This is a genomic window from Haemophilus parainfluenzae ATCC 33392, assembly GCF_031191205.1.
GTDB lineage: Bacteria > Pseudomonadota > Gammaproteobacteria > Enterobacterales > Pasteurellaceae > Haemophilus_D > Haemophilus_D parainfluenzae.
On record NZ_CP133470.1, the window covers coordinates 1,717,757 to 1,730,812 of the forward strand.

The window sequence follows — 13,056 nt, forward strand, 5'->3', positions numbered from 1 at the left end:
GATGATTAAATATATTCTCGGACTCATTATTGTGCTGGCTATTGTACTCGTTGCGGTAACTATAGGGGCGAATAATGATCAAGTAATCACCTTTAACTATATTGTTGCTGAAAGCCAATTCCAACTTTCAACATTAGTTGCCATTTTATTTGGTTTTGGATTAATTTTAGGTTGGTTAATTACTGGATTATTCTACTTAAAATTAAAATTCAAAAATATGTCGTTAGCGCGTCAAGTTAAACGTCAAACCTTACAAATTAACGAATTAACTACTACCCGCGATAAGGCAGTATAATGCTTGAATTACTCTTTCTGCTTCTGCCAATAGCCGCCGCTTATGGTTGGTATATGGGGCATCGGAGTGCCAAGAAAGATCAGGAAAATATTAATAATAAACTCTCCCGTGATTATGTCACGGGGGTCAATTTTTTGCTTTCTAATCAAACGGATAAAGCTGTTGATTTGTTTCTTGATATGTTACAAAAACAAGAAACCGAAAATGAAATTGAAAGCAATTCACAATTTGAGGCTGAGCTAACGCTCGGTAATCTTTTCCGTTCTAGAGGTGAAGTGGATCGTGCTTTACGTATCCATCAAGCCCTCGATCGTAGTCCCAATTACTCTTTCGAACAAAAATTATTAGCTAAACAGCAACTCGCTAAGGATTTCATGGCGGTGGGTTTTTATGACCGAGCAGAAGCCCTTTACATAATCATGGTAGATGAGCCTGAATTCGCTGAAAATGCACTACAACAGCTTTTAGTGATTTACCAAAAAACAAAAGAATGGAAAAAAGCGGTTAATATTGCAGAAAAACTAGCCAAAATTTCCCCTAAAGAAAATGATGTGGAATTAGCACAATGTTATTGTGAATATTCCTTAAGTGGTGAACTTGAAAGTGTGGTCGAAAAACGCAGTATTTTACAAAAAGCGTTGAATGTATCTCCAACCAGTGTGAGAGCATCAATGCTGCTTGCTGATTTAGAAATGGCAGATAAAAACTACCGTCAAGCCATTCATTTTTTGGAGAATATTCTTAATCAAAATCCAATTTACATTGGAGAAGTGTTGAAAACACTCAAATATTGCTATGATGAATTAGGAGAGAGAGATAACTTTGAGTTATTCTTGATTCGAGCCAGCCAGCAGATTAACAATACGAAAGTAGATTTAATGTTAGCAAGCGTGATTGAAGAGAAAGATGGTAAGAGTGCAGCGCAATCAAAGCTTTATCAACAACTCACAAAACATCCAAGTACATCTATTTTCCACCGTTTTATTCAATTCCAAATTGATGATGCAGAGGAAGGACGAGGTAAAGAAAGCTTAATTTTGCTACATAAAATGGTCGGTGAGAGAATTAAGCAAGGCTTTGGCTACCGTTGCTCAAATTGCGGTTATCAGACCCATAAATTAATGTGGAATTGTCCTTCTTGCAAACAGTGGGAATCCATCAAACCAGAACATAATTAATTGACACAGTGAGGTAAAATTATGAATAGCAAAATAATCGTTGCATTGGATTACGAAACGGAAGCACAAGCACTATCCCTCGTGGATCAAATTGATCCAAGCTTATGCCGTTTAAAAGTGGGTAAAGAAATGTTTACTACACTAGGAACCAGTTTCGTTAAGCAATTGCACGAGCGTCAATTTGATGTTTTCCTCGATCTTAAATTTCATGATATTCCGAATACTGTGGCAAGAGCAGTGCGCTCTGCGGCTGATTTAGGCGTATGGATGGTGGATGTCCATGCTAGTGGTGGTTTAAAAATGATGGAAGAGGCGAAAAAAATTCTCGAACCTTATGGAAAAGATGCCCCTTTATTAATTGCAGTGACCGTATTGACAAGTATGGAAGATTTAGATTTATTACAAATTGGCATTAATTCTTCACCACTCGAACACGTTTTACGTCTTGCGCATTTAACACAGCGTGCGGGATTAGATGGAGTCGTTTGTTCACCACAAGAAGTGGAGATTTTACGCAATACTTGTGGTCCTGATTTTAAATTAGTCACCCCAGGGATTCGTCCTATTGGTAGTGATTTTGGAGATCAGCGTCGCGTCATGACACCAGCTGCAGCTATTCGATCTGGTTCTGATTATTTAGTAATCGGTCGTCCAATTACGCAAGCTGAAAACCCAGCTGAAGTGCTTCGTTCAATTAATGCATCAATTGAGTAATATGGCTGAGAGTACATTAGTTTATTCTACCGAAGTCGGTCGAATTAAAGTGCAAAAAGAGCCGGTACAACGCCCTAAAGGTGATGGTGTGGTTCGCATCCAAAAACAAACCAGTGGTCGAAAAGGCGCAGGCGTTTCAGTGATTACTGGGCTAGATTTAGCTGATGATGAATTGAAAAAGTTAGCCGCTGAACTTAAAAAACGTTGTGGTTGCGGTGGTTCGGTTAAAGACGGCAACATTGAGATTCAAGGTGAAAAACGCGATTTAATTAAACAACTTTTAGAACAAAAAGGGTTTAAAGTAAAATTAGCCGGTGGTTAAGATAAGACAAAAAATCCCTCTTCAATTGAAGATGGATTTTTTCATAATTAGCCTTCCATAAAGTTTGGTTGGTAAGCAAAGAACATTGCACCTAAGAAACTTAACAAGGCAAATGCCAGAAATGCACTGTTTGGATTGACTGCTTTACGACTAAAATATTTAGCCGCGAAGAAGATATAAAGCACAAGCATGATGATTTTCATGACCAACCAGCTTTGTAGCTGATAACCGACCAAGAAGAAAATCGTTAAGCCGCTTGCAATTAAAAGTGTATCCACTAAGTGCGGTAAAATTTTTAGCAGTTTAATCGCGCGCCAATTTTTCCCACTTAATTGCATTCCCCCACGGATAATTAATAATCCTAAACTTAAAAATGCACAAACAATGTGCAAATAAATTAACATAATCACTCCAGATGTAAAAGGAAAGTGCGGTCAAAAGCGACCGCACTTTAATTTCTTATTTTGCAATACGCTTATATTTAATACGATGTGGTTGTGTTGCGGATTCACCTAAGGTTTTCTTTTTCCACTCTTCGTAGTCTGAGAAGTTACCTTCGTAGAACGTCACTTTACCTTCATCACCGTAATCTAAAATATGAGTCGCAATACGATCTAAGAACCAACGGTCATGGGAAATCACCATTGCACAACCCGGGAATTCTAAGATCGCATTTTCTAATGCACGTAAGGTTTCAACGTCTAAGTCATTGGTAGGTTCGTCCAATAACAGTACGTTACCACCACGTTGTAGAAGTTTCGCTAAGTGTAAACGACCACGTTCACCACCTGATAATTCGCCAACGCGTTTTTGTTGATCTACGCCTTTGAAGTTAAATCGGCCAACATAGGCACGGCTTGGAATTTCAAAGTTACCAATGGTCAGAACATCTTGTCCGTTAGACACTTCTTCCCAAACGGTTTTCTTGTCATCCATTGAATCACGGAATTGATCCACAGAAGCAAGCACAACGGTTTCACCCATCGTAATTGAGCCGCTATCGGGTTGTTCTTGGCCTGAAAGCATACGGAATAGGGTCGATTTACCCGCACCATTTGGCCCAATAATACCCACGATAGCCCCTTTTGGAATGCTAAATGATAAATTATCAATTAAAGTGCGGTCGCCATAAGATTTGGTTAAGTTCTGCACTTCAATCACTTTATCACCTAAACGTGGACCAGGTGGAATAAAGAGTTCATTGGTCTCGTTGCGTTTTTGGTATTCGCCAGAGTTCAACTCATCGAAGCGTGCCATACGAGCTTTGCTTTTCGCTTGACGACCTTTAGGGTTTTGGCGTACCCATTCTAACTCTTTCGCAATGGATTTTTGGCGCGCATTTTCAGCGGCTTGTTCTTGCTCTAAGCGTTTCTCTTTTTGCTCTAACCAAGAAGAGTAGTTACCTTCCCAAGGAATACCTTCACCACGGTCGAGCTCTAAGATCCAACCTGCTACGTTATCTAAGAAGTAACGGTCGTGGGTAATCGCCACAACAGTACCTTCATAGTCATGTAAGAAGCGCTCTAACCATGCCACAGATTCTGCATCTAAGTGGTTGGTTGGTTCGTCTAATAAGAGCATGTCTGGTTTTTCGAGTAATAAGCGACAAAGCGCTACACGACGACGCTCACCACCAGATAAATGTTCGATTTTGGCATCCCAATCCGGTAAACGTAATGCATCTGCCGCACGTTCTAATTGGTTATCTAAATTATGGCCATCGTGTGCTTGAATAATCGCTTCAAGATTCGCTTGCTCCGCCGCGAGTTTATCGAAATCCGCATCGGGATCGGCATAAAGCGCATAGACTTCATCTAAACGAGTCAGTGCATTTTTTACTTCAGAAACCGCTTCTTCTACCTCTTCACGCACAGTTTGTTGAGGATCAAGTTTTGGTTCCTGTGGAAGATAACCGATCTTAATACCCGGTTGTGGACGCGCTTCACCTTCGAACTCTTTATCCACGCCCGCCATAATGCGTAAAAGGGTTGATTTACCCGCACCATTTAAGCCGAGCACCCCGATTTTTGCACCAGGGAAGAAGCTTAAAGAAATATCTTTCAAAATATGACGCTTCGGTGGCACCACTTTGCCGACACGGTGCATCGTATATACAAATTGCGTTGACATAATTTTCTCGATGTTATGAATAAAAGTGCGGTTATTTTACTTGATGTTTAGGGAATAAGCTATTTGAAAGGCAAAAAAAACCACCCATACAGGGTGGTAGGAAAGTAGTTTAGCTATATTTATGATTATTTTATTTAGGAACTTTATGAATATCAAGCAATCACTTGACGACACAGATAGTACATAAATTTCAGTTATAAGGGAAATGCGAATGAATCATTTTTTGATAAAAATCAATAAAATCATGGGATTTTTTACTTTTAGACTGATTTTTATTCGATTTTGATTGGGAACTGCTTGTGATAAAATCTGTCTATTCAATCATTTAGCCACTCTTTTTTCTTATTTATGTTTAAAAAATCACTTCTTGGATTATTGCTGATTTCACCTTTTTCAGCGCTAGCACATCCTCATGCGTTCATTGATATGCAAACGAAAACCTTAGTGAAAGATAATCAATTAATTGGTTTTTCGACGCAATGGTTACTAGATGAAGCCAGTTCTTCAGCTGTCCTGTACGACGTGAAGCAGGCAAAAGGAGATAAGGCCGCCCAACAGAAATTAATTGATGAAGTAATGGAAAATGTTGTGAATGAACATTACTTTAGTTATGTCTTTGACAAAGAAAATCATAAAATTAAATACACAAAACGCCCTGAAAATTACGGTATGCGCGTGAAAGGGAACGAAGTGGAATATTATTTTGATTTTCTTTTAGCACAGCCACAGGCTTTGCAAAATAATGAATTTACGCTGATGACTTATGACCGCACTTATTATGTGGCTATGCGGTATGCAGAAACTGGCAAAAGCGCGGTTGATTTTTCATCACTTCCTGCAAACTGCAAAGGCGAGGTGCTTGAACCTAATGTTGATGAAAAAATTCAATCTTACGCCTCATCATTAGATAAATCGCAAAAAAATGAAGATGATTCTCTTGGTGTATTGTTTGCGCAGAAAGTAAAAATTAAGTGTGAATAAAAATGAAGTTAAAACTAACCGCACTTTTTATTGGTTTATTAGCGATTATCTTCGCATTATTACCTTGGCTGTTTGTGCAAGTTGCTGATTGGCAAAAAGCCTTTAATCAGTTGATTTCTGAAAATCTACATCAAATTCAAGCACATTCATCAACGGCAGGATTGTGGTTGATTTTTGCCGCCTTTTCTTATGGTGTATTACATGCATTAGGGCCTGGGCATGGCAAATTTATTATCGCTAGCTATCTTTCTACACACGAAAGTCAACTTAAAACCAGTGTACGCTTAAGCTTGCTTTCCTCTCTCATGCAAGGTTTTGTCGCCGTTGCTGCAACCTCCATTGTGGTGGTGATACTTAATCTTTCCTCTAAATATTTTAAACTTAGCCAGTTATGGCTGGAACGTAGCGCGCTCATTTTATTATTGTTATTAGGACTTTATTGGATTGCTCAAGGTTTGAAAGGCTTGAAGAAAAAACAATCTTTTCGTATTACATCTATTCAATCATTGCCGAAACAGATTGGAACAGCTTCGCCATTTCGATATGAGCAAGGAATAGTGAGCCAAACACAATGCAGTTGTGGACATCAACATCTACCCAATGATCAACAGCTTAAGCAATCAGGTGATTTAAAATCTCAACTCTTAGTGATTTTAACCATTGGTATGCGACCATGTAGTGGCGCCATTTTCGTGCTTTTTCTCGCTTATATGTTGGATTTGTATTGGTGGGGAATTTTAGCCACGTTTGCCATGTCTCTCGGCACAGGATTAATGCTGTCACTTTTTGCGGGGTTAGTACGCTATGCAAGAAATGTCGCGACCCGCTTAGGTCATTGGTATGGTTTAGCGGGTTCTAATCAAAAAGGCGAGGCAATGATCAAATGTATTGCGGGCGCAATTATGATCTTTTTTGCACTAAGCTTGTTATATGGCACGATGGGGGCTGTAACAGGTGGAGCAGCCTTGTTTGGTGGATAAAGAAAAGGGCAGCGTTTGCTGCCCATTTATTTGAAAATAGATTATTCAACCCAAGTGACGATTTCTTCAATTGGTCTACGAGATTTTTTGGTAATGTCTCTTGCGCGATAACCAAATGTTGCTGCCACAGATACGCCCCATTCATTTGGATCAAAGAGACCTTCAGCGGCTAAAACTTCATTCATCTTATCGTAGTTAAAGCCTTCAATAGGGCAAGAATCTACACCGATAGCGGCGGCACCAGTTAGCATATTGGCTAATGCAATGTAGGTTTGTTTGCTTGTCCAGTCAAATAATGCACGCTCGCTTTCTGCGGTTTTCATTTCAACTTCTTGTAAGCCTTTATATTTTTCCAAGGCTTTTTCTAATTGCTCGCCTTGTAAACCTCTACGCACCGCCACATCACGGAAGAAAGGTGTATCATATCGCGCATTTTTCTTCGCAAGAATGATCACTAAATGACTACAATCATCTAATTGATATTGCATGCCCCAGCTAAAAGGTTTGAGCTTATCGCGTAATGCTTTATTTTGAATAACTAAGAATTTCCATGGCTCAGAACCGACCGAGCTTGGTGATAAGCGAGCAAATTCTAAAATTGCCGAAAAATCTTCTTGGCTAATTTTTTTATTCGGATCGTAATAGCGTGTGGAACAGCGATTTTCGAATACTTGAAGCATTTTTTCGCGTGTAATTTGACTCATGTTTTCTTCCTCTTAACATTATCTAATTTGTGATCTTTTGACCGCACTTTAGCGCTCTTTCCAATATCCAATCCACTCTTTGAGTAATTGCATATTTTTAGTAATTGCACCACCTTGCGGAATAAAATGCATCATATTGAGTCCGTAACTGTCAGGCGTAATGCCTTCACCTACACTTGCAGGTAACACATCAAAACCTTGTTGTTGGAATAATAATTTTGCACGTTGCATATGCCATTCATTGGTGACTAAAATAATTTTGTGAATACCTTCTTTTTCCAACATTTGTTTGGTGAAAAGTGCATTTTCTTTGGTAGTAAGGGCTTTAGGTTCAATCCATTTAGTTGGCACATTAAAGAAATTTTGGAGTTCTTCCGCAGCGATTTTTGCTTCAATGGCGCCAGTTGGACTCGCCCCTGTAATTAATAATGGCAAGTGCGTTTCTTTTTGCAAGAATGCGGCATAGCGTAAGCGTTCAAGTTGAATACCTGTTGAAGCTAATGGTGCATAAAGCTCTTTACTATCACGTAAACCACCGCCAAGTAAAACGATCGCTTGAGCTTGTTGATAATCTTGCAGTGTTAAATGATCTTCAGTAATGAGACTGTCTTTAAGTACTTGTGCAGTGTAAGGAATGCTTAAAAGATAGAGTAGAGAGAAACCAAGTGAGGTCGAAATTCGGCTTAATTTTTTGAAATTGAATTTAGCTAGAATAAGTGAAAGTCCCCATAAAATTAAAATATTAAATGGGGGAAGAATCATGGCTGTAATCAGTTTTTTCAATTCAAACATTATTTATCCAATTCAACAAAATCTAGTTCTTTGGTCCATAATTTAGCATAGCTACTATTTTTGCCATAAGAGTTATCGCAAACACGATTTGGAATTTCTAACAAGCAAGAGAAAATATGACCATGTAAGCGAGTTGTGGTCACTTTGTCATTCGCTAAGAACACCTGAGCAACGCGTTTTACAATGCGTTGAGTATAGGCATACCAGAATTGATGGCAAAGATCTTTCAGCCAACCCAGACCAAATTTATTGGCCATTTTACTCATTCGCCAGCTTACTGCTAAAACAACATCGTCTTCTGTTGAAAGAATATCTTCCCAGTCTTTTACGTTGCTGTTAGCAGGAAGTCGAGCAAGGATATTTTTCTCGATATCACTCGTTTCAATATCTTTACGTAGGAAGTAAAGCTGCTCACCAGTTTTGCCTTGTTTCGTTTCCATGGTGCCATAAAGCTGATGAGCCATGTCCGGTGACAAATAAACATGATTTGAAAATTGTGCAAATAGGTTCTCTGTTCTTTCGTCACGAGCCAGTAGATGGCAATCACTGTGGCTACGGAACAGTGTGGCTGATTTTTGCAGATTTTCTTCGTGTTTAAAATAAGCAGTTTGTGGCAACACAATAATTCGATTATTCGGGAAATTCGTCACCATTTCTTCGCGGATTTTTTGATGCTGCGGATAAAGATCGCCAAAATTACCGCCACCATGTAAAAGGATGGTGGTGTTTGGTGTAATTTTCGCTTTAACTTCTTCAAGATCTAAATCATATTCGCAACGTTTTAAGGTCACATTAATATGGTGATCTTTAAAAAATTGCTCGGTTCCGTGATAAATCAGCAAATCGCCCACGTTCAAATGAAGTGGGTAGTCGAAATAAAATACGTCGTTTTTATCTTTGATCAGTTCGACAATAGGATTCAGTTTGTTTTTTAAATCAATAAGGAGTTGATTCATTTTTTACTCTTTTCTTTAAATAGCTAAACAAGAAATTTTTTTCTGCTGTGTTTAATCCGAAGATTAAAATGACACAGATTAATACCATTTCTAAAATGATGGATTGTCCAATAAATTCCAATAAAGAATAGCTGCGGGTGGTATCTGATATATAGATGATACCTAATAGTAGGCCAAACACCACGCCGACATTCACTAAATATGAGACAAATTCTTTATGGTTAAATTTAATTTTTTTATTAATAAAATATAATCGATAGAGTTGTGAGATGACCATCGTACTAAATTTACCCACAAAGGCAAATACTGGATTATAACCTAGTGTGAACAAATAATAAGCCAAAGGCACTGTGCAGAGATCGATTAACGCCACGATGATATTGTATTGTTTTACGGTGGATGTGCCAATGGCTAATGCACTCATCCAAAATGCCCCAGCCATCGCACTGATTAATAAGCAAGCAATAATAGCTTGTACAAGTTGTTCAGTATATTGTGGAAGATGATCGCCTAACCAAAATGTCAGTAAGGTATGGGTGAAATACAATACCGGTGCAGAGAGAATCGCCATTAAATAAAGTGAATATTTTGAAATACCAAGGATTAATTGGCGATTGCGATCGTAATCTTTTGCTGCATAAGACTGCACTAACTGCGGATTAGCCGCCATTTGGAAATTATTCACAAAGCTATAAACCGCACCTTCTACTTGTGTTGCAATGGCAACAGCGGCGTTGACTGCCACACCAAAGAATAAGTTTGATACCATATTCAAGCCTTGTGTTGAACCCACATAGGCAACTTGTCCCATAAGCATCCAACCGGAAAAACTTACCATTTCTTTGGTTTTGCTTAAATCTTTATATAGGCGGAAACGTGCGGCTTCTTTGAAATAATACTTAGTGAATAACACATAAAGAGAGAGCACAATTAAGCTGACTGAAAGTAATAAGCAGCCATAAGTAATTAGCTTATCGTAATACGTGATATGACTTAAGATAAAGACAGAAGTCAGTTTTAAAATGGTTTCACCTAATCCCAACCAAGCATAGAATCCCATTTTCTCGTGTGCAACAATCATGGCATTGAATGGCACCTTGATGATTTCAACGAGGGCAATAATTAACGCTAATTGGTAAACGATATTCGCCGCCTGCAAGCGCTCTGCTGGAATCACCAATTTGTGATTTAAAAACCATAAACCGACAGTTTCGGCTAACAAAAATACGATAAAAATAATCAGTAGGTGATTTAAGATACTAATATTAAAGACTTTATTGACACGTTGAATGTCATTCGAGGCTTTTTCTACGTTAATAAAACGCTGAGTGGTGGCTGTCATTGTGCCATTAAAAAAAGAAAATAAGACCACCACACCCATCACAATGTTGTAGATACCAAAATCTTCTACACCCAATACCTGTAATACCACACGAGAGATATACAGCATGGCCCCCATGTTGAAAAGCATTCGGATATAAAGAAATAGCGTATTTTTAGCAATGGTTTTATTTGACATTGTGAGAATGAAATTAGAAAAATTGGGGGAATTATAGGGGGGATTGGGATGTGTAGCAAGCCTTGAGAGACTTCTCTGTATTTGAATTACGCTTAGTAAAAAGAAAAGGCTAAATATAAATTTAGCCTTTTGTTATTTAGACGATGCAGACTGCCAAATCTAGTTGCTTATTATGGAACTGATGCAATGTGCCACGATGACCCACGCTCAGAATGATCATATTGGGTAACCGCTCTTTAATTGTTTTATAAAGGAGGTACTCGGTTGGCTCATCAAGTGCTGATGTGGTTTCATCTAAAAAGACCACTTCAGGTTTCGTCAGTAAAATCCGAATAAATGCCACGCGCTGTAATTCACCTGGCGACAAAATTGCCTGCCAATCGTTATCTACATCTAAGCTATGAAGATATTTATCCAAACAACAGTCAGCCAGTGTTTTTTCCAATTCAGGATGATAAGGATCAATATCTGGATAGCAAATCGCTTCACGTAACGTACCTTGTGGCATATAAGGGCGTTGCGGTAGGAACAAACTGGTCACACAAGGATGTTCCACCAGACCAACTGTTTCAAAAGGATAAATTCCTGCCATCGCTTTTAATAGCGATGTTTTTCCCGTACCAGAAGGCCCTTGAATTAATAAAGCATCACCATTTTTTAATTCAATATTCAAGTTATTAAGCAACAATCTGCCTTGGTCATCTTTAATACCAAAATTTGATAACGCAACACGGTTTGAGCATTTCATGGGGTGATGAACCTCTAAATGATCTAATTCATCCAACTTCGTCATAAAACCATAAAGACGATTTAAACGCGCTTGGTAGAGCGTAAATTCTTCATAGAACAAACGGAAGAAGGAAAGTGCGGTCATTAATCGGTTAAATGCTTGCACAGTTTGGTGCATATCGCCCAGTTTGATTTGTCCAGTGAAAAAACGAGGTGCTTGCAGCATTAACGGTAAGAGTTTTGCAACGCGCGTGACACTTCCATTAAAGCCGTCTAATCCCAACATTCTCAATACAATTGCCCAACGGTTATGAATGATTTGAGCAAATTTGTTTTTCAATAAGTGTTGTTCTTGCAGTTCGCCTTGATAGAAAGCGATACTTTCCGCATTATCTCGCACTCGAATCAAAGAATAACGGTAGTCACCATTAAGTTTTTCTTTATTGAAGTTCAGCTTGATTAAAGGGTGACCAATCCAAACGGACATTAACGTTGCGAGGATAATAAAGGCATAAATAAAGAAAACGACGCCTTTTTCGATATTCAAGCCAAAAAGACTTAATCTTCAAAACGCTAGCGCTTTATCCGCAAATACTTTCCCTTCAATCTCTTTCGCGGAGGTGGCTCATGCTTAGTTATGATGCTATTCAAATAGCTCTTCAAGATGTTGTTAATAGTAATGATGTAAGTGAACAGACCTTAGAGAAAATTCGCACAGAAAGCGAATGTCTTTGTGAATCTATCGAATATGGCTTAATGGAATTGGGCGATATGATAAGTCGTTTAGGTTTCTTGGCTGAGAGTGAGCAAACCTTTGATCGCCACGCGATGAGTAATGACAATGTAAAACATATTGGAGCATTAATTCAGGCTAACGCTTATTTTCTTAATACCTTACGAGAAGCCTCTATCCAAGCAACTTACCATCTCAATGGTGGAGATAAGGGGGCTAAATGATGAGTAACACGAAATTCCCTTACACCCTTGTTTTTACCTATGACAACGGCGATCAATTCACTGCGGGTCAATATTGTTCACTTAGAGACGTACTACAAGCCAAAATCAGAACAAAAGCTGAGATTGGCGAAAAAGATATTACCGGCAGACGTTTAGAAACTATCACAGTTTTAACGGAGGGCGAAAATGAAACCAAAACCAACTAATCCAATAGCACAGCTTGAGCAATGGAAGAAAAACAATGAGCAAGCAAAAATAAATAAGTTTATGAATGAAATGAACCAATCCAAAATTGGTTCGGTTAAAGGTAACAAGACCAAAATTGGTCCGGTTAAAAGTGCGGTTAAACTCAAATTTGAGAAAAACCAGAATGCAAATTTACATTCTGTAGAAAATACGCAAGGAAACGAGCACAGCGCACCTAAAGCCAAATACCAAGGCAAACTATCATTCAACCCGTTAGTGTTTGAATATACTCAGATTTCTCGCCAATTTAAGCTAATTCATGACAGCAACCGCAAATGCCTTGAAGTTTATCCAGACGAGTTTCATCACAAAGTGAAATTCCGTAATGAACTAGCTGATTTAGTAGAGAAGTTAAAAGCTGGCTCAAAGTTACTTAATGAAATGGCTAAGTCGCAAGGCGTGGAAATTAAAGATAAGTACGGAGCGCTAAAGGGATTTAATCAAGCAAATAACTACTTAATCCATAAGTTTGTTGAAGTGATAGAGCAGATTGAGCAGTTACAAGTTGAAAATATTGAAAAACAAAAATTAATCGTTAGCGAGGGTAAATAAG

General features: G+C 38.5%; 15 protein-coding genes and 1 pseudogene. 9 read left to right on the top strand and 7 right to left on the bottom strand.

What is annotated here, in order from left to right; translation table 11 throughout:
- Position 1 precedes the first annotated feature (1 nt).
- The 4 genes from RDV53_RS08350 to yciH are packed head-to-tail and all read left to right on the top strand — an operon-like array spanning position 2 to position 2,509.
- A complete protein-coding gene (locus RDV53_RS08350; protein ID WP_005698462.1) occupies positions 2 to 295 on the top strand; it encodes a LapA family protein in 294 nt (97 codons plus the stop codon).
- Complete coding sequence (lapB, locus tag RDV53_RS08355) at positions 295 to 1,473, top strand: lipopolysaccharide assembly protein LapB (RefSeq protein ID WP_005695918.1); 1,179 nt, start codon at positions 295 to 297, stop codon at positions 1,471 to 1,473. Before RDV53_RS08350 ends, lapB begins: the two co-directional genes overlap by 1 nt.
- Before the next feature lie 21 nt (positions 1,474 to 1,494).
- Entirely contained in the window at positions 1,495 to 2,187 is a 693-nt protein-coding gene (gene pyrF / locus RDV53_RS08360; RefSeq protein WP_005695919.1) for an orotidine-5'-phosphate decarboxylase, read from the top strand.
- 1 nt (position 2,188) lies between these two features.
- The gene (yciH, locus tag RDV53_RS08365; RefSeq protein WP_005698480.1) at positions 2,189 to 2,509 is read left to right on the top strand and encodes a stress response translation initiation inhibitor YciH; all 321 of its coding nucleotides are present in this window, start codon (positions 2,189 to 2,191) and stop codon (positions 2,507 to 2,509) included.
- Positions 2,510 to 2,556: 47 nt separating this feature from the next.
- On the opposite strand, the gene RDV53_RS08370 is transcribed toward yciH, so the two are convergent.
- Positions 2,557 to 2,913, bottom strand: coding sequence for a SirB2 family protein (locus RDV53_RS08370; protein WP_005695921.1), 357 nt, complete (start codon positions 2,911 to 2,913; stop codon positions 2,557 to 2,559).
- Positions 2,914 to 2,968: 55 nt separating this feature from the next.
- Positions 2,969 to 4,639 carry an energy-dependent translational throttle protein EttA gene (ettA, locus tag RDV53_RS08375; RefSeq protein WP_005695922.1) on the bottom strand — a complete coding sequence of 557 codons (1,671 nt, stop codon included), beginning with the start codon at positions 4,637 to 4,639 and terminating at the stop codon, positions 2,969 to 2,971.
- 348 nt (positions 4,640 to 4,987) lie between these two features.
- On the opposite strand from ettA, the gene zevA reads away from it, so the two are divergent.
- Entirely contained in the window at positions 4,988 to 5,620 is a 633-nt protein-coding gene (gene zevA / locus RDV53_RS08380; protein WP_005695923.1) for a zinc transporter binding subunit ZevA, read from the top strand.
- Between the two features lie 2 nt (positions 5,621 to 5,622).
- Positions 5,623 to 6,600: a zinc transporter permease subunit ZevB gene (gene zevB / locus RDV53_RS08385; RefSeq protein ID WP_005695925.1), complete on the top strand. Its 978-nt coding sequence runs from the start codon at positions 5,623 to 5,625 to the stop codon at positions 6,598 to 6,600.
- Between the two features lie 41 nt (positions 6,601 to 6,641).
- Here zevB and RDV53_RS08390 read toward each other — a convergent pair whose 3' ends face one another.
- From RDV53_RS08390 to RDV53_RS08410, 5 genes and pseudogenes are all read right to left on the bottom strand, one after another.
- Positions 6,642 to 7,304 (bottom strand): NAD(P)H-dependent oxidoreductase, encoded by a 663-nt coding sequence (locus tag RDV53_RS08390; RefSeq protein ID WP_005695926.1) that lies wholly within the window; start codon positions 7,302 to 7,304, stop codon positions 6,642 to 6,644.
- A gap of 48 nt (positions 7,305 to 7,352) precedes the next feature.
- Complete coding sequence (locus RDV53_RS08395; protein ID WP_005695927.1) at positions 7,353 to 8,096, bottom strand: YdcF family protein; 744 nt, start codon at positions 8,094 to 8,096, stop codon at positions 7,353 to 7,355.
- Positions 8,096 to 9,052 carry a polysaccharide pyruvyl transferase family protein gene (locus RDV53_RS08400; RefSeq protein ID WP_005695928.1) on the bottom strand — a complete coding sequence of 319 codons (957 nt, stop codon included), beginning with the start codon at positions 9,050 to 9,052 and terminating at the stop codon, positions 8,096 to 8,098. Before RDV53_RS08400 ends, RDV53_RS08395 begins: the two co-directional genes overlap by 1 nt.
- Positions 9,033 to 10,571, bottom strand: coding sequence for a lipopolysaccharide biosynthesis protein (locus RDV53_RS08405; RefSeq protein WP_005695929.1), 1,539 nt, complete (start codon positions 10,569 to 10,571; stop codon positions 9,033 to 9,035). Before RDV53_RS08405 ends, RDV53_RS08400 begins: the two co-directional genes overlap by 20 nt.
- A 136-nt stretch (positions 10,572 to 10,707) precedes the next feature.
- Positions 10,708 to 11,862: pseudogene (locus RDV53_RS08410) on the bottom strand (ABC transporter ATP-binding protein/permease); the annotation flags it as partial.
- Between the two features lie 65 nt (positions 11,863 to 11,927).
- Here RDV53_RS08410 and RDV53_RS08415 point away from each other — a divergent pair.
- The 3 genes from RDV53_RS08415 to RDV53_RS08425 are packed head-to-tail and all read left to right on the top strand — an operon-like array spanning position 11,928 to position 13,055.
- Positions 11,928 to 12,257, top strand: a complete 330-nt coding sequence (locus RDV53_RS08415) for a hypothetical protein (RefSeq protein WP_005695931.1) — start codon at positions 11,928 to 11,930, stop codon at positions 12,255 to 12,257.
- Positions 12,254 to 12,463 carry a hypothetical protein gene (locus RDV53_RS08420; RefSeq protein WP_005695932.1) on the top strand — a complete coding sequence of 70 codons (210 nt, stop codon included), beginning with the start codon at positions 12,254 to 12,256 and terminating at the stop codon, positions 12,461 to 12,463. Before RDV53_RS08415 ends, RDV53_RS08420 begins: the two co-directional genes overlap by 4 nt.
- A complete protein-coding gene (locus tag RDV53_RS08425; RefSeq protein WP_005695933.1) occupies positions 12,444 to 13,055 on the top strand; it encodes a hypothetical protein in 612 nt (203 codons plus the stop codon). The genes RDV53_RS08420 and RDV53_RS08425 overlap by 20 nt, the downstream gene beginning before the upstream one ends.
- Position 13,056: the final 1 nt, after the last annotated feature.